The sequence below is a fragment of the Streptomyces lacaronensis genome, from assembly GCF_047337785.1.
Classification (GTDB): domain Bacteria; phylum Actinomycetota; class Actinomycetes; order Streptomycetales; family Streptomycetaceae; genus Streptomyces; species Streptomyces lycopersici.
The window spans coordinates 6,026,952-6,046,143 of the sequence record NZ_JBLHDK010000003.1; the positions used below are offsets into that span (position 1 = coordinate 6,026,952).

Genomic DNA, 19,192 nt, shown 5'->3' on the forward strand with positions numbered 1-19,192 from the left:
GGCCGGGGGATTCATGCGGTGAGTGCGGCGACGACTCGGTTGGTCATCTCGTCCTGTGTGGTCAGCGGCGTCGGGGTGTACGACAGGACAAAGCGGAGGCTCAGGTCGCGGGTGGCGAATATGCGGGTGCGGTAGCCGGCGGTCTCGCCGGTCTTGCCCCAGAACGTCACGCCGTTCACGGTGGCCGTCTGGGAGCCCAGGCTGTAGCGGGCGGGGCTGCCGTCCAGCATGCGTACGGAGTCCGGGGGGAGGGTGAAGAGCTTGTCCAAGGCGTGGGGCGGCAGCAACGTGCCGGAGAACAGGGCTCGCTGGAAGCGGAACAGGTCGTCGACGGTCGAGACCAGCTCGCCTTCGCCCCAGGCGGAGGACTGGTTGTACACGGTGACATCGCGCAGCGAGCCGTCGGTCATCCGTAGATAGCCGTGCACATGCGGGCCGTGGAGGCGGGGGTCCTGGCCCGGCAGCAGGGTTCGGGTCAGGCCCAGCGGGTGCAGGACGCGGGTCTGGATCTCCTGGCCGTAGGGGCGGGCGGTCAGCTTTTCGATGAGCAGGGCGAGCAGTACGTAGTTGATGCCCCGGTACTCCTGTTTGGTGCCCGGGGCGAACTTGAGCGGATCGTGCGTCACCGTCTCGACCCACTCCCGCGGTGTCCACCGGTCCCATCGGTGTCGCAGGACCGCTTCCGGAGTGCTGTCGTCCGGAATTCCCCGGTGGTCGGGGAGCCCACTGGTGTGGTTGAGCAGTTGGGCCACGGTGATGCGGCGGGCGAAGGCGGAAGGAAGCAGGTCCGGGAGGTAGCGCCCGATGGGGGCGTCGAGCTCCACCCGGCGCTCGGTCCACAGTTGAAGCACCACGGTGGCCACGAACGCCTTGGTGACGCTGCCGGCGCGGAACCGGTCGTCCGGGCACACGGCCCGTCCGCTCGCGATGTCCGCCGCACCCGCCGTGCCGTACCAGTGATCTCCCTGGCGGTCGACGCGCAGTTGGGCCGAGGTGGCGGGCGGGTGGGCGAGATCGCTGATCGCGGCCTGGAGGGCGGCGTCGTCGGACGCGGTGGTCGATGCGGTGGTCCTCGTCGCCGCGCGGGCGCCGGTGCTCCCGGCCGCGGCCAGCAGCGTCCCGGCCGCGCAACCGCCCATGAAGGTACGTCGGGTCAAGGAAGTCATGGTCAGCCATGCTGCCGAGGCCGCCGTGCCCGAGCATCCGGGATGACCCGCACGCACACCCGGACCGCACCCGGAGTCGTACCCCCGCCCGGACCCACCCGGACCCCGCCCGGACCGCGCCCCGCGTCCGGGGCTAGTCCGGCTGGTGCTCCGGTCCGCCGTAGTCGGGGCTGGTGTAGTCCGGGCTGCTGTAGCGGGGGCGGGCCTTGGGGCCTTCGCCGTCGGTGCTGAAGCCGGGGCGGCTGTAGCCGAGGTGCGGGGTGCGGCCGACCGCCTCGGGGTTGATCGGGACGTACGCGGAGGGGGACGGGGCCGAGGGGTTGGCCAGGGCCTCGCGGAGGAACGGCAGGATGCCGCGCTCCAGCAAGGCATCCCGCCAGACCTCGCGCGCGCGGTCCACCTCCTCCAGCCGCTCGCTGCGCGCCTCGCCGCGGATCGCGCTGGAGCCGTTGCGCAGCGCGGTCAGGAGCAGTCCGACGGCGGCGATCAGGATGGCCGCGGCGGTCAGCGCGGCGAAGAACCAGCCCGCGGTGACCATCGGCTGGGCGATGGACGGGGCCGGGTCCAGGACGTTGAGGACATAGCCGACGATGAGGAAGATGATCGCGGCGGTGCCGGCGAGCACCGGGGCCAGTACCGCGAGCATGGCCACGAGCCCCGCTCCCGCGGCGTCCTGCATCGCGCCGGCGAGCCCCACCGTGCCGTCCGGCTGCTCGCGCCCGGCCACGTCCCCGGCGAGCGGGAAGAGTGGGGCGGGCTCGCGCAGCTTGGCGCGAGTCTCGCGGTAGATCTGGTACTCGTCGGCCGCGCATGCCGCTATCGCGGTCGATGCCCCGAGGGCCATCGTGCGCAGCTGCTCGGCAGTGAGCCGCTGCCCGATAGCGCTGAGATCCGGGCGACGGTCCGCGGTGCGCAGTGCCTCGTCGAGAACCCGCTCGAACTCCGGGCGGTCCTCGGTCAGCAGGTGCGGAGCGCTTTTCATGGTGCATCCCCCGATGCTCCGTAGGGCCGTGACGACCGGCTTTTGCCGGGCAGTCGGGCGGAAACGGAGGAGAGCCTGCGACGGATAAGCCGATGGTAGAGCCGATCCGGCGCGGGGTGACAGCAAGTTTCCCGAATTGCTCCCGCGCCGGTGAAACTCTCTATCTGCCCGGGACAGCGTCCGCTGAATCCTCAGTTCGCCAGGGGAAGTTGAACGACCAGCAGTTTTCCGGCCATCGTGATGCCGCCGTCCATGGCCACCGCGAGATTGTCCGCGTAGAGATGCGGGCCCTCGACCGCGGGCGCGCCGCCGTCCTCGCCGTCCTCGGAGCCCACTTCGCCGAGCAGATACGGGATGGGGCTGTGGCCGTGGACGATGCGCTCCCCGCCGTAGGTGACGAGCAATTCGCGAGCCGCCGTGGGCCCGGCGTCCTCGTCGCGGAAGGCGAACCGCTTGGTGAATTTGCGGAACAGGTCCCAGCACTCGTCGGCGTCGCTGCGCTGCAGCGTCTCGGTGACGGTGTCGTTGACGGCCTCGATCGAGTCGCCGTACTCCAGATAGGCGGTGGTGTCGGAGTGGACCAGCAGATGGCCGTCCTCCTCCGCCATCGCGTCAAGCCGGGACATCCACTGGAGGTGGTGGTCCTCGAGCCGCTCCATATCGCTGCGCTGACCGCCGTTGAGCAGCCAGGCCGCCTGGAAGGAGGCCGTTCCGGCACCGGAGTTGACCGGCGTGTCGCCGAACCGCTTGGCGCCGATCAGCAGCAGCTCATGATTGCCCATCAGCGCCTTGCAGTAGCCGCCCGCGGCGGCGGCCTCGGCGGAGAGCTGCATGACCAGGTCGATGACGCCGATGCCGTCCGGGCCGCGGTCGGTGAAGTCGCCGAGGAACCACAACCGGGCGTTTCCCGCGGACCAGTTGCCCTTGGCGTCGATCAGGCCCTCGGCGGCGAGCGCCTCGCGCAGCTCCTCGTGGTAGCCGTGGACATCGCCCACGACATACAGCGGGCCGGGGCCCTCGTCCTGGGCCAGCGGGCCGTCCTCGGGCTCGGGCACCGGGGTCAGCGCCACGGTGGGGCGGTCCTGCGGCGGGACGAGCTGGGTGTCCTTGATGGTGTGCCCCGGGCCCAGGACCGGGAGCCGCTCGGTCGGGGTGTAGTCGGCGGGCAGGGGCAGCGGCGTGGGCGTGTCCGGCGCGGGTGCCCCGGGCGCCGGCGCGCCGGGAGCGGGTGCGCCCGGAGCCGGTGCGCCGGGCGCGGGTGCGCCGGGCGCGGGTGCGCCGGGCGCGGGCGCGCTGTGCGGCACGGGCGCGGCGGTGCCCGGCGCGCCCGGCGCGGACCCGGGCGGCACGGCTCCGGGCGCGACCATGCCGGGCGGGGTGTGCGCCCCGTACGCGGGCACAGGAGGGATCGCAGCCGTGGTCCCTGCCGTGGCTTCCAGACCGGCCCCCTGAGTCATCGACCCCTCCACCATCACGCCGCCGTGCCACCTTGTGGACCTTGCCTGGTCGACGGCGGTCCGCGGTGTCGTCCGCCCATCATAGGAATGACCGTGAGGGCTTGTGACGCACCAGGGTGCCGTCAATCGCTGCTCGCTCCTGCTTCGTCGGACTTTTATCCCGGATTGGCCCAGTAGGGGAAGCCCATTGGCCTCAGGTCCTCCTCGGGTAATCCTTGAGTCGCCCTCAGGTCAGCCTCCAGCGCGGCTGCGCGGGGCGCTGACCGTCGTACGCGGCGGACGGCGCTGCGAGGACGTCCGCACCATCAATTCGGTGGGTATGACCTGCTCAACGGGGCGGTCGGTGTCAAGGCCCTCGATGGCGTCGATGAGCAACTGGACGACCGCCGTGCCGATCCGGCGGGGTTTGAGTGAGAGGGTCGTGATGGGCGGTTCGGTGGTGCGGTAGACGGTCGATTCGCTGCAGCACACCAGCAGCAGATCGTCGGGGACCCGCAGTCCGTAGCGGCGGGCGGCGGCGAGCAGATCGGTGCCGTTGGGGTCGAAGAGGCCGTAGACCGCGTCGGGGCGGTCCGGGCGGGCGAGCAGCCGGTCGGCGGCGATGGCACCGGCACAAGGGTCGTGGGCCGGGTACGCCTCATAGACCGGATCCTGTCCCACCCGTTCGCACCACTGCAGGTACGCCGTGGTGGACAGCCGGGTGTAGGTGTCGGTGGAGGTCCCGGTGAGCAGTCCGATCCGGCGGGCGCCGGCCTCGGCGAGATGGTCGAGCAGTCCCAGCACCGCCGCCTCGTGGTCGTTGTCGACCCAGGCGGTGACGGGGAGGGCGCCGGCGGGGCGGCCGTCGCTGACGACGGGGATGCCCTGGCGTAAGAGCTCGGTGACGACCGGATCGTGGTCGGAGGGGTCGATCACCACGGTGCCGTCGAGGGCGACGTTGGACCACACGTCGTGGCGGGAGGTGGCGGGGAGGATGACGAGGGCGTAGCCGCGGGCCAGCGCGGCGGAGGTGGCGGCCCGCGCCATCTCGGCGAAGTAGGCGAACTCGGTGAAGGTGAAAGGTTCATCCCCGTACGTGGTCACGGTCAGGCCGATGAGGCCGGACTTGCCGGTACGGAGCGTGCGGGCCGCTGCGGACGGGCGATAGCCCAGCCGCTCGGCGACCTCGCGGACATGGCGGCGGGTGGCCTCCGGGAGCCGGCCCTTGCCGTTGAGCGCGTCGGAGACGGTCGTGATGGAGACCCCGGCGGCGGCGGCCACGTCCCGGATGCCCGCCCGCCCTAACCGGCGGCCGGCCGACCGGCTCACCTGGTGCTTCCCTGCTGCTGTCATGGCCAGCCGATAGTAGGGCGCGGGTGGGAGGGTTGCGCGATTCCGCCATCGGTATTCGGAAGGCACGTTTCTGCATGAGCGCCTTCCTCAATTCCCTTGGAAGTGAAGCCAGTTGGGGGTCCAGCCGGGCCTCTGATCGCCCCTGGCATATCCACGCCTGGTGATTGATACATGTCTCGAAGAGGTCTCAACTCACCTGCACGGGGGATGCGCGCCACGGCGCTCGCCACCGGCGCGCGCGAAAACGCGGGGCGCTCCCCCCGGTGGGTACGCGGGGCGCCGGGGGCGGATACGCGGCGGCGCCCGGCGGGTACGCGATTCGGGGGAATCCTCATAAGGTGTGCAGTATTGCCGTGTGCGAACGCTGTGCACGGTCCGAGACAGGATGGGTCGAGGAGGACTGTCGGTGACCGAGAAGAGCCCCAAGCTGCGCGCCGCGCTGGACGGCATTCCGACGTACAAGCCCGGCAAGCCGGCCGCCGCGGGCGGGCCCCTGGCCTTCAAGCTCTCCTCCAACGAGAACCCCTATCCGCCGCTGGCCGGGGTGCTTGAGACCGCCGCGAACGCCGCCGCCTCCTTCAACCGCTACCCGGACCTCGCCTGCACCGCGCTGATCGCCGAGCTGGCGAGCCGCTTCGACGTACCGCTGGAGCATCTGGCCACCGGGACCGGCTCGGTCGGCGTGGCCCAGCAGCTGGTCCAGTCCACGGCGGGGCCGGGCGATGAGGTGATCTACGCCTGGCGGTCCTTCGAGGCATATCCGATCATCACTCAGATCGCCGGGGCGACGTCGGTGCGCGTCCCGCTGAACGACGCCGAGGAGCACGACCTGGAGGCGATGGCGGACGCCATCACCGACCGCACCCGGCTGATTTTCGTCTGTAACCCCAACAACCCGACCAGCACCGTGGTGCGCCGGGCCCAGCTGGAGCGGTTCCTGGAGCGGGTGCCGTCCGATGTGCTGGTGGTGCTGGACGAGGCGTACATCGAGTTCATCCGGGACGAGCGGGTCCCCAACGGGATCGATCTCTACCGGGACCGGCCGAATGTGTGTGTGCTGCGCACCTTCTCCAAGGCGTACGGCCTGGCCGGGCTGCGGGTCGGCTTCGCGATCGCCCATGAGCCGGTGGCGGCGGCGCTGCGCAAGACCGCGGTGCCGTTCGGCGTCAGCCAGCTCGCCCAGGACGCGGCGGTGGCCTCGCTGCGCAGCGAGGACGCGCTGCGGGAGCGGGTGGACGCGCTGGTCACCGAGCGGGGACGGGTGTGGGAGGCGCTGACCGCCCAGGGGTGGACGGTCCCGGACTCGCAGGCGAACTTCGTCTGGCTGCGGCTGGGGGAGCGCACGGCCGACTTCGGAGCGGTGTGCGAGGCGGCGGGTGTGGTGGTCCGTCCGTTCCCGGGTGAGGGGGTGCGGGTGACCATCGGTGAGCGCGAGGCGAACGAGATCTTCCTGCGGACGGCGGCGGAGTACCGCAAGGAGCTCTGAGCCGCACGGGTCGGCCACTGCGTGGCACGGCCGCCGGGTGAGTGCCTCGCAAGGGCCCAGCGGCCCTTTCGAGAGGTGCGCAGCATACCCATACGTGTCCCATTCGCCCCCTACCACCCCCGGTGGGAGGGGGCGAAGCCATGTGCGTATCATTGCTTGTGAATGTGAATACGTTCACAAGCTCGCTCCGCGGGCAGGCACGACCGTAAGGAGAGATTCAGGTGAATCTGGCTCTGGCGCCGGAGACGCTGGCCCGATGGCAGTTCGGCATCACGACCGTCTACCACTTCCTCTTCGTGCCGCTGACGATCTCTCTCGCCGCGATCACGGCGGGTCTGGAGACCGCCTGGGTCCGCACCGGCAAGGAGAAGTACTTCCACGCCACCAAGTTCTGGGGGAAGCTCTTCCTGATCAACATCGCGATGGGTGTGGTCACCGGCATCGTGCAGGAGTTCCAGTTCGGGATGAACTGGTCGGACTACTCCCGCTTCGTCGGTGATGTCTTCGGCGCCCCGCTCGCGATGGAGGCCCTGCTGGCCTTCTTCTTCGAGTCCACCTTCATAGGTCTGTGGATCTTCGGCTGGGACAAGCTGCCCAAGAAGATCCACTGCGCCTGCATCTGGATCGTCGCGGTCGGCACGATCCTCTCGTCGTACTTCATCCTGGCCGCCAACTCCTGGATGCAGCACCCGACCGGCTACACGATCGACAAGGCCACCGGAAAGGCCCAGCTCACCGACATCTGGGCGGTGCTGACCCAGAACACCACCCTGGTCGTGGTCTTCCACACGCTGACCGCGGCCTTCCTCACCGGCGCCGCCTTCATCATCGGGATCTCCTCCTTCCATCTGCTGCGCGCCAAGCGCCGCCGGGAGCGCGGCGAGGAGCTGGGCGAGCAGCGGAAGCAGCAGATCGGGGCCATGCGGGCCTCGCTGCGGGTGGGTCTGGTCGTCGCGGTCATCGCGGGGCTCGGCACGGCGATCAGCGGTGACCAGCTCGGCAAGGTGATGTTCGAGCAGCAGCCGATGAAGATGGCGGCGGCCGAGGCCCTCTGGGACACCCAGGCGCCCGCGCCCTTCTCGGTCTTCGCCGTCGGCGATGTCAGCAAGGGGCACAACAGCGTCGAGCTGGAGGTTCCCGGGGTGCTCTCCTTCCTGGCGCACAGCAACTTCACCGACTCCGTCCCCGGTATCAATGACATCGCCCAGCGGGAGGCCGACGCCTACGGCGGTCAGCCCGATGACTACATCCCCAGCATCTTCATGACCTTCTGGGGCTTCCGGCTGATGATCGGCTTCGGGATGACCTCGTTCGTCGCCGGGCTGATCGGGCTGTGGACGACCCGCCGCAAGCGGTGGCTGGCGCCCGCCTTCCGCACCGGCGAGGACGAGGTGCCCCGGCTCATGCTCACCAAGAAGCGCGAGATGGGCCCGCTGCTGTCCACCTGGTCCTGGCGGATCGGCATCCTCACCATGGGCTTTCCGCTGATCGCCAACTCCTTCGGCTGGATCTTCACCGAGATGGGCCGACAGCCCTGGGCGGTCTACGGCCTGATGAAGACCTCCGACGCGGTCTCCCCCGGCGTCAGCCAGACCGAGGTGCTGATCTCGCTCGGCGTCTTCACGCTGCTGTACGGGGTGCTCGCGGTGATCGAGGTGCGGCTGCTGACCAAGTACGCCAAGGCCGGACCGGACACCGACGAGAAGCCGCCCGTCAAGGACCCGAAGCTGCGGCTGCCCTCGAGCGGCCCGGGGGGCCGGGGCGGTCCGGGGGGCCGGGGCGGTCCGGACGGTGGGGCCTCCGCCGAGGACGAGGACGCCGACAAGCCGCTGACCTTCGCGTACTGACGGCCGTAGAGGATCACCGGAGAGGATCATGCACCTTCACGACTTCTGGTTTCTGCTGATCGCCTTCCTGTGGACGGGCTACTTCTTCCTGGAGGGCTTCGACTTCGGCATCGGCGTGCTGACCAAGCTGCTCGCCCGCGACCGCACCGAGCGCCGGGTCCTGATCAACACGATCGGGCCGGTGTGGGACGGCAACGAGGTCTGGCTGATCACGGCGGGCGGGGCGACCTTCGCGGCCTTCCCCGACTGGTATGCGACGCTCTTCAGCGGCTTCTATCTGCCGCTGCTGGCCATCCTGGTCTGCCTGATCCTGCGCGGCGTCGCCTTCGAGTACCGGCACAAGCGCCCCGAGGACCGCTGGCAGCGCAACTGGGAGCATGCGATCTTCTGGTGCTCGCTGCTGCCCGCGTTCCTCTGGGGAGCGATCTTCGCCAATCTGGTGCACGGGGTGCCGATCGGCCGGGACGGGAACTACGCGGGCGGACCGTCGGATCTGCTCACGCCGTACGCCCTGCTGGGCGGGGTGGTCACGCTGGTGCTGTTCACCTTCCACGGCGCCGTCTTCGCCGCGCTCAAGACGGATGGGGACATCCGGACCAGGGCGCGGCGGTACGCGGCCCGGCTCGGTCTGGCCACCGCTGCGGTCGCGGTGCCGTTCATGGTCTGGACGCAGGGTGAGAGCGGGAACGCCCGCAGCCTGGTGGCGGTCGTCATCGCCGTTCTGGCGCTGGCCGTGGCGCTGATCATGAACCAGCGGGGGCGTGAGGGATGGGCGTTCGGGCTGTCCGGGGCGGCCGTCGCGGCGGCCGTCGCGATGCTCTTCCTGGCGCTCTTCCCCGAGGTCATGCCCTCCTCGCTGGACCCGGCGTGGAGCCTGACAGCGGCGAACGCTGCCTCCAGCCCCTATACGCTCAAGATCATGACGTGGGTCGGCGCCATCATGATGCCGCTGATCATGGCCTACCAGGCGTGGACGTACTGGGTCTTCCGTAAGCGCATCGGCACCCGGCACATCCCCGCCGCCCACTGACGCGGGTGCGGTGTTTCACGTGAAACCAATCGACCCCAGACTGCTGCGGTACGCACGGGCCACCCGCTTCTTCCTCGCCGCCTCGGTGGCGTTGGGCCTGGCCGGGGCCGGACTGGTCATCGCGCAGGCGATGCTGATCGCCGAGATCGTGGTGGGTGCCTTCCAGCGGGGCGACGGCGTGACGGCGCTGACGCTTCCGCTGGGGCTGCTGGCGCTGGTCGCCGTCGGCCGGGCGGTCGTCTCCTGGCTGACCGAGCTGGCCGCCCACCGGGCCGGTGCGGCGGTCAAGTCGGAGCTGCGGCTGCGGCTGCTGGAGCGGGCCGTACGGCTCGGGCCGAGCTGGCTGGACTCCCAGCGGACCGGTGAACTCACCACCCTCGCCACCCGGGGCGTCGACGCGCTGGACGACTACTTCGCGCGCTATCTGCCCCAATTGGGGCTGGCCGTGGTGGTGCCGGTGGCCGTGCTCGCCCGGATCGTCACCGCGGACTGGATCTCCGCACTGATCATCGTCGCCACGCTGCCGCTGATTCCGCTGTTCATGATGCTCATCGGCTGGGCCACCCAGTCCCGGATGGACCGTCAGTGGCGGCTGCTGTCCCGGCTGTCCGGGCACTTCCTCGATGTCGTGGCCGGGCTGCCCACCCTGAAGGTCTTCGGGCGGGCCAAGGCCCAGGCCGCCTCGATCCGTGCGATCACGGGCGACTACCGGCGGGCCACACTCAAGACGCTGCGGCTGGCCTTTCTGTCCTCCCTGGCCCTGGAACTGCTCTCCACGGTGTCGGTCGCGCTGGTCGCGGTCGACATCGGAATGCGGCTGGTGCACGGCGAGATGGACCTCTTCACCGGGCTGGTGGTGCTGGTGCTCGCCCCCGAGGCGTATCTGCCGCTGCGGCAGGTGGGCGCGCAGTACCACGCGGCGGCAGAGGGGCTGACGGCGGCGGACGAGGTGTTCGCGGTGCTGGAGCGCGAGCCTTCTGGGGCGGGCGGCGCGCTTTCGGGGGCGGGCGGCGCGCTCTCTGGGGCGGGCGCCGCGCCCGCGCCCGACGCCCGGGGTGCCGCGCTGGCGCTGGACGGCCTGGTGGTCCGCCACCCCGGGCGCATCGAACCGTCCCTCGCCCGGACCTCCTTCGAGATCCGCCCGGGGGAGACGGTCGCCGTCGTGGGCCCCAGCGGCGCCGGGAAGTCGACCCTGCTGAACGCCGTGCTGGGCTTCGCCGCACCGCACGAGGGCCGGGTGCTGATCGGGGACCGGGACCTGGCCTCCCTGGACCCGGAGAGCTGGCGGCGCCAGATCGCCTGGGTGCCCCAGCGCCCGTACCTCTTTGCCGGGACGATCGCGGAGAACGTCCGGCTGGCCCGGCCGGACGCCGACGACGAGGCGGTACGCACCGCGCTCCGCGACGCGGACGCGCTGCGTTTCGTCTCCGCGCTGCCGGACGGGCTCGAGACCCGGCTGGGTGAGATGGGCGCCGGACTCTCCGCGGGCCAACGCCAACGGATCGCCCTCGCCCGCGCCTTCCTGGCCGACCGCCCGGTGCTGCTCCTGGACGAGCCGACGGCGAACCTGGACGGCGAGACGGAGGCGTCCGTCGTCGGGGCGGTGCGTCGGCTCGCCGAGGGCCGCACGGTCCTCCTGGTCGTCCACCGCCCGGCACTGCAGCCGCTGGCGGACCGGATGCTGCGATTGCCGGGGCCGGGCCGGGGCTCTGGGGCTGCTGCCCCTGGTGGGCCGGCCGCTCTGCCCGCGGTTGAGCGCGCGTCGGCGGCGGGCGGCGTACGCCCCGGGCCGACGGTCGCTCTCCGGCCCGACTCTCGCGGGGACGGCGCCTCTCGTGGGGACGGCGTCCGCCTGTCCGTCGCGTGTGCGGACGGGGATCCGGGTGCGGAGGCGGACGTATCCGCGCCGGACGCGGAGGCGCGGTCCGGCTCCGGGGCCGCCGGTTCTGGTGGGGCGCCCCCGCTGCCCGTGGATCTGCCCGCGTCGGTGGTGGATGTCGCGCGCGCGGCCGGGCGCCCGCGCGCACAGGCGCGTGCGTCCGCGCCGGAGGCGTCTGCGGGCGCGGACGAGCCGACGGCGGACACCGGACCGGATCGGCGGCTGAGCGAGATATGGCCCGGGCCGGACGGCACGGGCCTGAGCGCGTCGGGTGGCCCCGTAGCGCCGCACGGCGCGGCCGCGTCGCACGGCTCGGCCACCCGCGCCCGCCCCCGCCGGGGTGCCTTGGCGCGGGTGCGGGGTGCCGCGCGTGGGGGGCGGGGGCGGTTCGGGCTGGCGTTGTTGCTCGGGAGCCTCGCCCTGCTGAGTGCGGTCGGGCTGATGGCCGTGTCCGGATGGCTGATCTCGCGGGCCGCGCAGCAGCCGCCCGTGCTCTATCTGATGGTGGCGGTCACCGCGACCCGGGCGTTCGGGATCGGCCGGGCCGTCTTCCGCTACGCCGAGCGCCTGGTCTCGCACGACGCCGTGCTGCGGGTGCTGGCCGAGCTGCGGGTCGCCGTCTACCGGAGGCTGGAGCGGCTGGCGCCCGCCGGGCTCGGCCGGACGCGCCGCGGCGATCTGCTCTCCCGGCTGGTGGCCGATGTGGACACCGTGCAGGACTACTTTCTGCGCTGGCTGCTGCCCGTCGGCACCGCGCTGACCGTCGGCGCGGCCTCGGTGGGCTTCCTCACCTGGGTGCTGCCCGAGGCCGGGGCCGTGCTGGCGGCGGGGCTGCTGGTGGCGGGGGTCGTGGTGCCCGCCGTGTCCGGGGCGCTCGCGCGGCGCGCGGAGCGGCGGCTGGCACCCGCGCGCGGTGCCCTGTCGGCGCAGGTCGTGGACCTGCTCGCGGGGACCGCCGAGTTGACCGTCGCGGGCGCGCTGCCGCGCCGGCTGGACGCGGTCCGCCGGGCCGACGCGGTGCTCACCCGGATCGCCCGGAGGACGGCGGCCGCCGCCGGTACGGGCGCCGGGCTGTCCGCACTGGTCTGCGGTCTTACCGTGGCGGCCGCGGCGTGGGTCGGAGTCCCGGCCGTGGCGGACGGCCGCATCCACGGGGTATGGCTGGCGGTCGTGGTGCTGACCCCGCTCGCCGCCTTCGAGGCCGTCGCGGGGCTGCCGCTCGCGGTGCAGCACCGGCAGCGGGTGCGGCGGGCCGCGGAGCGGGTGTACGAGGTGCTGGACGAGCCGATTCCGGTGCGCGAGCCCGATGAGGCGGGACGTGAGGAGGTGGCGCGCGAGGAGGTGCCGAGTGCGCCGTATCCGCTGGTGCTGCGCGGGATCACCGCCCGCCACCCGGGGCAGTACGTCCCCGCCCTGGACGGGTTCGGGCTGGAGCTGCGCCCGGGCCGTCGGGTCGCGGTCGTCGGAACGTCGGGGGCGGGCAAGACCACCCTCGCCCAGGTGCTGCTCCGCTTCCTGGACACCGAGGGCGGCACATACACCCTGGCGGGTCGGAACGCCGCCGCCCTGGACGGGGACGCGGTGCGGCGGCTGGTCGGCCTCTGCGCCCAGGACGCCCATGTGTTCGACAGCTCGCTGCGCGAGAACCTGCGGCTGGCGCGCCCCGGCGCGAGCGATGACGAGCTGCGCGCGGCACTGGCCGCGGCCCGGCTGCTGGACTGGGTGGACGGACTGCCGGACGGCCTGGACACGCTCGTCGGTGAGCAGGGGGCACGGCTCTCCGGCGGCCAGCGGCAGCGGCTGGCGCTGGCCCGCGCGCTGCTGGCGGACTTCCCGGTGCTGGTCCTGGACGAGCCCGCCGAGCACCTGGACCTGCCCACGGCCGACGCCCTGACGGCCGACCTGCTGTCGGCGACCCAGGGGCGCACCACCGTCCTGATCACCCACCGCCTGGCGGGCCTGGACGCGGTGGACGAGGTGATCGTCCTCGACGGCGGTCGCACCGTCCAGCGCGGAACGTACGAGGAACTGGCCTCGGCCGACGGCCCATTCCGTCGGATGCTGGAACGCGAGGCGGTGGAGGGCGGAGTCCTGGTGGGTGCTGGGCAGCCGGGCGTGGGTTAGGGCTTGCCCGGCGGAGCTTTGCGGGGCCGGGATGTGTGGTTCGGCGCTCCGTGCGGAGTCCTGATGGGTGCTGGGCAGCCGGGCGTGGGCTTGGGGGCTGTCCGGCGCATCTTGACGCCTGCGGCGGGCTGCTCCCCTCCCCTTCCCACAACTGGGGCGCCGCCCCAGACCCCGGGGTCCAGGGGCCAAGCCCCTGCCACGCGGCGGCGCCGCATATCGATGCTTCATGCGCGCCCCCGCACCGGATGCCGCGGGCCCGCGCTGTCTGCCGCCGGTGCCACTGGCGTGCGGCCGGACGGGAGCATGAGCTGCCGCATGGCCGACCCTGGCCCGTGTGGGCCGCCCTACGGCACGGCCGCCGCGGCGTCGCCGCCCCGAAGCGGCGGAAACGGTGCCCAGCGCTCACAACAGGGCGTTTACCTGCGGCATTCATTAGGCTCGACGCATGGCGGCCGCTGCCCCCTCCCCCGAGCCCCTGGATGCGGCCGCGGAGGCGACCCGCGGTCTGCGGGGGCTGTCCACCGAGCTCACGGCGCGGCTGCCGCGGCTGCTGGAGGCGATGCGCTCGCTCGGCACGGGGCCGGACGCGCACACCGTCCTCGACCGGATCGTCCGTACCGCGGCCGAGCTGGTGGGCGCGCGCCGCGCCGCGATCGGGGTGCACCGCGCCGGGGGCGACGCCGCCGCTGGCCAGGGCCTGGCCGATGTGGTCACGTACGGCCTGACAGGGGCCGACCGGGAGCGGTGCGCGGAGCTGCTCGCCGACGCATGCCGCACCGGAGCGCCCTCGGCCGCCGAGCCGCCGGGCCCGTCCCGGCCGCCGGGCTGGTCCCGGCCGCCGGGCCGGTCCCAGCCGTCGAGCGCGTATCTCACCGTTCCGCTGCGCGTCGGGGAGGAGATCTTCGGCGTCCTCTGTCTCGCCGAGAAGCGGGACGGTGGTCCGTTCACCGACTCCGAACGGCATCTGGTCGAGGTGCTGGCGACCGAGGCGGGGATCGCCATTGGCCATACCCGCGTCCACGGGGCCACCCGGCAGCGTGAGCGCTGGATCGAGGGGTCGGTGGCCGTGACCCAGGCGGTGCTGTCCGGTGGCGCCGGGGAGGGACCGGCCGTGGTCGCCGAGAAGGCCCGGGAACTCGCGGACGCGGCGGTGGGCATCGTGCTGCTGCCGGAGGACGGCGGTGATGGGCTGAAGGCCGTGGCGGTGGCCGCCGATGAGCGGTCCGGGCTGCTCGGCGCGGTGCTTCCGGCCCGCTCCCCGGCCGTACCGAGACTGCTGGCCGGGCAGCCGGTCCTCATCGAGGACCCGGCCGCCGACCCGCTGCTCGGCACCGGCGTGCCCTGGCGTTACGGGCCGAGCATGATGGTGCCGCTGAGCAGCGGGGACCGGGTGCTCGGCGTGCTGGCCACCGCGCGGGAGCGCGACGCCGACCCGTTCACCGCGACCGAGCGCACCCTGGCCGCCCAGTTCGCGGCGCAGGCGGCGGTCGCGCTGGTGCTCGCCGAGGCGCAGCGCGACCGGGAGCGGCTCGCGGTCCTCGAGGAGCGTGACCGGATCGCCCGCGACCTCCACGACCTCGTCGTCCAACGTCTCTTCGCGACCGGGATGCTGCTGGAGAGCGCGGAGCGCCAGTCGGACGCGCCGGAGGTGCGGGAGCGGATCGAGCGGGCCGTCGAGGAACTGGGCGCCACCATCCAGGAGGTACGGATGGCGGTCTTCGCGTTGCAGCAGACCCCGCCTGAGACGCCGCCCGGACTGCGCGGCCGGGTGCTGCGGGAGGTCAGGGCCGCCGCCGTGCCGCTGGGCTTCCAGCCGTCGCTGACCTTCGTGGGTCCGGTGGACGACCTGGTCGTGTCCTTGACCGGCGCCCATCTCGTCGCGGCACTGCGCGAGTCGCTGTCCAACGCCTTCCGGCATGCCCGGGCCGAGCGGATCCAGGTGGTCGTGGACGCCACCGCCCGGCTCGCGGACGGACGGCCGGCGGTCCGGCTGACGGTCGCGGACGACGGGGTGGGCGTGCCCGCGGACGGGCGGCGCAGCGGTCTGGCCAACCTGGCACGGCGGGCCGAGGCGCTGGGCGGATCGAGCATCTTCGGCCCCGGCCTCGGAGAGGACGGCCGCGGCACGGCAGTGGTGTGGGAGGCACCCCTGCCGAGCGAGGACGCCTGAGGCGCTGCTGCCGGGTGAGGGCGCCCGAGGGCAACTGCCGAGCCGGGGGCGAGCCCCGGGTCGAGCCCGGGGCTTGAGGCGCCGTTGCCGGATGAGGGAGCCTCACGGGCCGCCGTCGGGCGGAGGGGCCTGACAGCCGTCGGCCGGGCCACCGGGCCTGGAGTGTCGTTGCCGGATGAAGCCGCCTGGCGGGCCGCTGTCGGGTGGGGCGCCGCTGCTGGGCAGGAAGCCCCGAGCGGCCACTGCCGGGGCCGGGGCTCTCACCGCCGCTGGCCGGGTGGGGACGTGAGGCGCTGCTGCCGAGCGAAGGTGGCCGTGGGGCTGTCGTCGAGCGAAGGTGCCTGAGGCGCTGTTGCCGAGTGAAGGCGGCTGTGGGGTCGCTGCCGAGCGAAGGTGCCTCTGGCGCCGCTGCCGAGCCGCGGGCTTGACCGGCCGGTGGCCGAGCCAAGGGTCGGCGGGTGCTGGGCCGGTGACAGCGCGCCGTGGGGCGGGGGTTGTCGCCCGGCCGGCCCAACGGCTCACCTACGCGGGCCAACTAGCGCCTCGTCAGAGTGCGGGTCGTAGTGGCCGACGGTGGGATGAGGCTCGCGGGCCGTTCGGTCCTTCGTATCCCATCGCACTCCGCGACAGATGTTGGCCCGACCGCGGGGAAGGAAGTCATGACGTGAACAGCCAGAGTCCCACTCCCAAGCGATCCCGGACGCGGCGCCGGGTTCTGTTCGCCTCCGTCGCGGCAGTCGCCGCCATCTCCAGCCAGATGCTGACCATGTCTCCCGCGGCGCAAGCGGATGACCCCACGGGGCTCGGCCGTCCCAAGCCTCCGAAGCCTCCGACCGTCCTCCACGGGGTGCAGGAGTTCACCGCGGACGGCACCTTCACGCCGCCCCCGGGGGTCACCTCGGTGCACATCCAGGCATGGGGTGCGGGCGGTGGCGGCGGTGGAGGTGGCGGTGGTAGCAGCACCAACGTGGGTGGGCCCGGCGGTGGTGGTGGGTCCGGCGGCTTCACCTGGTGCGTCATCCCGGTGGCGCCGTTCGCCACCTACACGGTGGACCTGGGTACCGGCGGGACCGTCGGTACCGGCGGTCCCGGTGGCACCACGACCGGCACCGCGGGTACGACCGGCGGTAACGGCACCTCGACGACCCTGGCCTCCACCAGCGGGACCCAGCTCACCGCCACGGGCGGTGGCGGTGGCGGTGGCGGTGGCGGCGCCACGACCGCCCCGGGCACTCCGGGCACGGCGGGCACCGGCGGCACCGGCAGTAGCTGCAACAGCATCTATGTGGTCAACCGGACCGGTGAGAACGGCGAGTCCGGCGTCCTCGGCGGCGAGGGCGGCGACGCGGTCGACGGCATCGTGGAACTGCCCCCGACGAACACCAGTGAGGGCGGCAACGGCGGCGCCGGCGGGGGCGCCGGCGGCGGCACCGCTCCGGGAGGCGCGGGCGGCAATGGCGCCGCGGGCGGCAACGGGTACGCCGTCATTTTCTGGTAAGCCGACTGGTGAGCCGACTCCGGTCGGACCCGAACCCCCCCGGCTCTCGGCCGGGGGCGTTCGCGGTGTCAGGTGTCAGGTGCCGGGGGCGGGGGCGGTTCCGTGTCGTCGTCCGGTTATCCGGCCAGGATTCGCTCTATGACGACGGCGACGCCGTCCTCGGTGTTGGCGCCCGTGCGGTGGGTGGTCGCGGCGAGCACCTCCGGGTGGGCGTTGGCCATCGCGTACGAGGTGCCCGCCCACATCAGCATCTCCAGGTCGTTGGGCATGTCCCCGAACGCCACGACCTCCGAGGCCGAGATCCCGCGCTCGGCACAGCACCGGGCCAGGGTGCTGGCCTTGCTGACCCCGAGACCGCTGACCTCCAGCAGGGCGGACGGGCTGGAGCGGGTGAAGTCGCCGTGGGCCCCGGCGACCGAGCGGGCCAGCTGGAGGAAGTCGTCGGGCGCCAGCTCGGGGTGGTGGGCGAGCAGTTTGAGGACCGGCATGTCGGCGTGCGCGAATCCGTCGTGGAGCAGTTTCTCGGCGGGGGCGACGATCGCGCCCGGGTCGAGGTGGAAGGGCGGGTACTGCGGTTCGTAGAAGATCCCGCCGCTGCGTTCGACCGCGAAGGACGTGCCCGGGGCCGCCTCGCGCAGCGCCTCCACGATGGCGAGGGCCCGGTCCGTGGCGAGCGGACGGACCTCGACCGGCAGCCCGCCCTGGTGCAGATCGACCACGGCGGCGCCGTTGGCGCAGATCGCCAGGCCGTGGCCGTGCACATGGGCGCTGACGACGTCCATCCAGCGGGCCGGGCGGCCGGTGACGAAGAACACCTCGATGCCCGCACGCTCGGCCGCCGCGAGCGCCGACACGGTGCGGTCGGAGACCGTCTTGTCGTCCCGCAGCAGGGTGCCGTCGAGGTCGGTGGCGATCAGCCGGGGCCGGGCCGGGACGGGGCGGAAACGCTCTGGGGCCGGGGTCTTCGGCCGGTCGGTCGCAGGAGTCACGGCAACCATCCTCCCGCATATGCCACTCATCGATGAGGGCACGGTGCTCGGGTGAGCCTGCTCGGGTGCGCTTGTTCCGGTGGGCTCGTCCGGGCGTCTCGTCGGTACGGGCCGGTACAGCCCGGTACAGACCGGTATAGCCGGGTACGGGTCAGTGCGTCTCGGACGGGCCGGTACGTCTCGGACGGCTCGGCACGGCGTTGTCGCACCCACCGCTTAGGCTCGCGGTATGCGAGTGAGCACCGTGATCCTGCCCATCCACCGCTGGTCCGAGGGCGGCCGGAAGACATGGCAGCGCGCCGAGGAGCTGGGTTTCCACGCCGCGTACACCTATGACCACCTGTCCTGGCGCAGCTTCCGCGACGGCCCCTGGTTCGGGGCGGTCCCCACGCTGACGGCGGCCGCCGCGGCGACCTCGCGGCTGCGCCTGGGCACCCTCGTCACCTCCCCGAACTTCCGGCATCCGGTGACGCTGGCCAAGGAGCTGATCACGCTGGACGACGTGTCCGGTGGGCGGATCACCCTCGGCATCGGCGCGGGCGGCTCCGGCTTCGACGCGACGACGCTGCTGCGCGGCGGCGAGGAGCCGTGGTCGCCCCGGGAGCGGGCGGACCGGTTCGGCGAGTTCGTCGAGCTGCTCGACCGGCTGCTGACGCAGGACGCGGTGACGTACCAGGGCACGCACTACAGCGCGTACGAGGCGCGCGACATCCCCGGCTGTGTGCAGCGGCCGCGGCTGCCGTTCGCGGTGGCCGCCACCGGTCCGCGCGGGCTGCGGCTCGCGGCGCGGTACGGCCAGGCGTGGGTGACCACGGGCGATCCGAAGGTCTCCGAGACGGGCACCCCGGCCGATTCGCTGGCCGCCATCGGCGGCCAGATCGACCGGCTGGGCAAGGCGTGCGCGGAGGCCGGGCGGGGCGCCGGCGACCTCGACAAGATCTTTCTCACCGGCTTCACCCCGGATGGCACAGGGCCGCTGAGCTCGGTGGACGCCTTTGTGGACTTCGCCGGACGCCATGCCGAGCTGGGCATCGGGGAGATCGTGCTGCACTGGCCGATCCCCGATTCGATCTTCGCGGCCGACCTCGGGGTCTTCGAGAAGATCGCCATGGAGGGCGCGGCCCAGATAGCGGGGTAAACGGCCCGGACCGCCGGACACAGCAGCTCGCCGGACCGCCGGACACAGCGGTCCGCCGGATAACCGGACACAGCGGTCCGCCCGGGAGCCGGAC

12 protein-coding genes are annotated in these 19,192 nt (G+C 72.7%); 7 read left to right on the forward strand and 5 right to left on the reverse strand.

The annotated features are described in order from the left end of the window. Positions 1–11: 11 nt before the first annotated feature. The 4 genes from ACMTAK_RS26175 to ACMTAK_RS26190 form a co-directional block, all read right to left on the reverse strand. Positions 12–1,166 (reverse strand): serine hydrolase domain-containing protein, encoded by a 1,155-nt coding sequence (locus tag ACMTAK_RS26175; protein WP_413808456.1) that lies wholly within the window; start codon positions 1,164–1,166, stop codon positions 12–14. A 133-nt stretch (positions 1,167–1,299) separates the two neighbouring features. Then, on the reverse strand, positions 1,300–2,148 hold the full coding sequence (locus tag ACMTAK_RS26180; protein ID WP_413808457.1) for a hypothetical protein: 849 nt from the start codon (positions 2,146–2,148) through the stop codon (positions 1,300–1,302). 191 nt (positions 2,149–2,339) lie between these two features. Further along, on the reverse strand, positions 2,340–3,605 hold the full coding sequence (locus ACMTAK_RS26185) for a metallophosphoesterase (RefSeq protein WP_413808458.1): 1,266 nt from the start codon (positions 3,603–3,605) through the stop codon (positions 2,340–2,342). Positions 3,606–3,836: 231 nt separating this feature from the next. Next, positions 3,837–4,937 (reverse strand): LacI family DNA-binding transcriptional regulator, encoded by a 1,101-nt coding sequence (locus ACMTAK_RS26190; protein ID WP_413808459.1) that lies wholly within the window; start codon positions 4,935–4,937, stop codon positions 3,837–3,839. Positions 4,938–5,343: 406 nt separating this feature from the next. On the opposite strand from ACMTAK_RS26190, the gene hisC reads away from it, so the two are divergent. The 6 genes from hisC to ACMTAK_RS26220 all read left to right on the forward strand — a co-directional run bounded on the left by hisC (position 5,344) and on the right by ACMTAK_RS26220 (position 16,971). After that, the gene (gene hisC, locus ACMTAK_RS26195) at positions 5,344–6,423 is read left to right on the forward strand and encodes a histidinol-phosphate transaminase (RefSeq protein WP_413808460.1); all 1,080 of its coding nucleotides are present in this window, start codon (positions 5,344–5,346) and stop codon (positions 6,421–6,423) included. Positions 6,424–6,644: 221 nt separating this feature from the next. Beyond that, complete coding sequence (locus tag ACMTAK_RS26200; protein WP_413808461.1) at positions 6,645–8,270, forward strand: cytochrome ubiquinol oxidase subunit I; 1,626 nt, start codon at positions 6,645–6,647, stop codon at positions 8,268–8,270. A gap of 28 nt (positions 8,271–8,298) precedes the next feature. Beyond that, positions 8,299–9,300: a cytochrome d ubiquinol oxidase subunit II gene (cydB, locus tag ACMTAK_RS26205; RefSeq protein WP_413808462.1), complete on the forward strand. Its 1,002-nt coding sequence runs from the start codon at positions 8,299–8,301 to the stop codon at positions 9,298–9,300. 19 nt (positions 9,301–9,319) lie between these two features. Beyond that, complete coding sequence (gene cydD / locus ACMTAK_RS26210; protein WP_413808463.1) at positions 9,320–13,303, forward strand: thiol reductant ABC exporter subunit CydD; 3,984 nt, start codon at positions 9,320–9,322, stop codon at positions 13,301–13,303. 445 nt (positions 13,304–13,748) lie between these two features. Then, a complete protein-coding gene (locus tag ACMTAK_RS26215; protein ID WP_413808464.1) occupies positions 13,749–15,473 on the forward strand; it encodes a sensor histidine kinase in 1,725 nt (574 codons plus the stop codon). A 664-nt stretch (positions 15,474–16,137) separates the two neighbouring features. Continuing rightward, positions 16,138–16,971 (forward strand): hypothetical protein, encoded by an 834-nt coding sequence (locus ACMTAK_RS26220; RefSeq protein ID WP_413808465.1) that lies wholly within the window; start codon positions 16,138–16,140, stop codon positions 16,969–16,971. 116 nt (positions 16,972–17,087) lie between these two features. On the opposite strand, the gene ACMTAK_RS26225 is transcribed toward ACMTAK_RS26220, so the two are convergent. Next, a complete protein-coding gene (locus ACMTAK_RS26225; RefSeq protein WP_413808466.1) occupies positions 17,088–17,969 on the reverse strand; it encodes a Cof-type HAD-IIB family hydrolase in 882 nt (293 codons plus the stop codon). 220 nt (positions 17,970–18,189) lie between these two features. Here ACMTAK_RS26225 and ACMTAK_RS26230 point away from each other — a divergent pair, with 220 nt between their 5' ends. After that, entirely contained in the window at positions 18,190–19,098 is a 909-nt protein-coding gene (locus tag ACMTAK_RS26230) for an LLM class flavin-dependent oxidoreductase (RefSeq protein WP_413808467.1), read from the forward strand. Positions 19,099–19,192 lie beyond the last annotated feature (94 nt).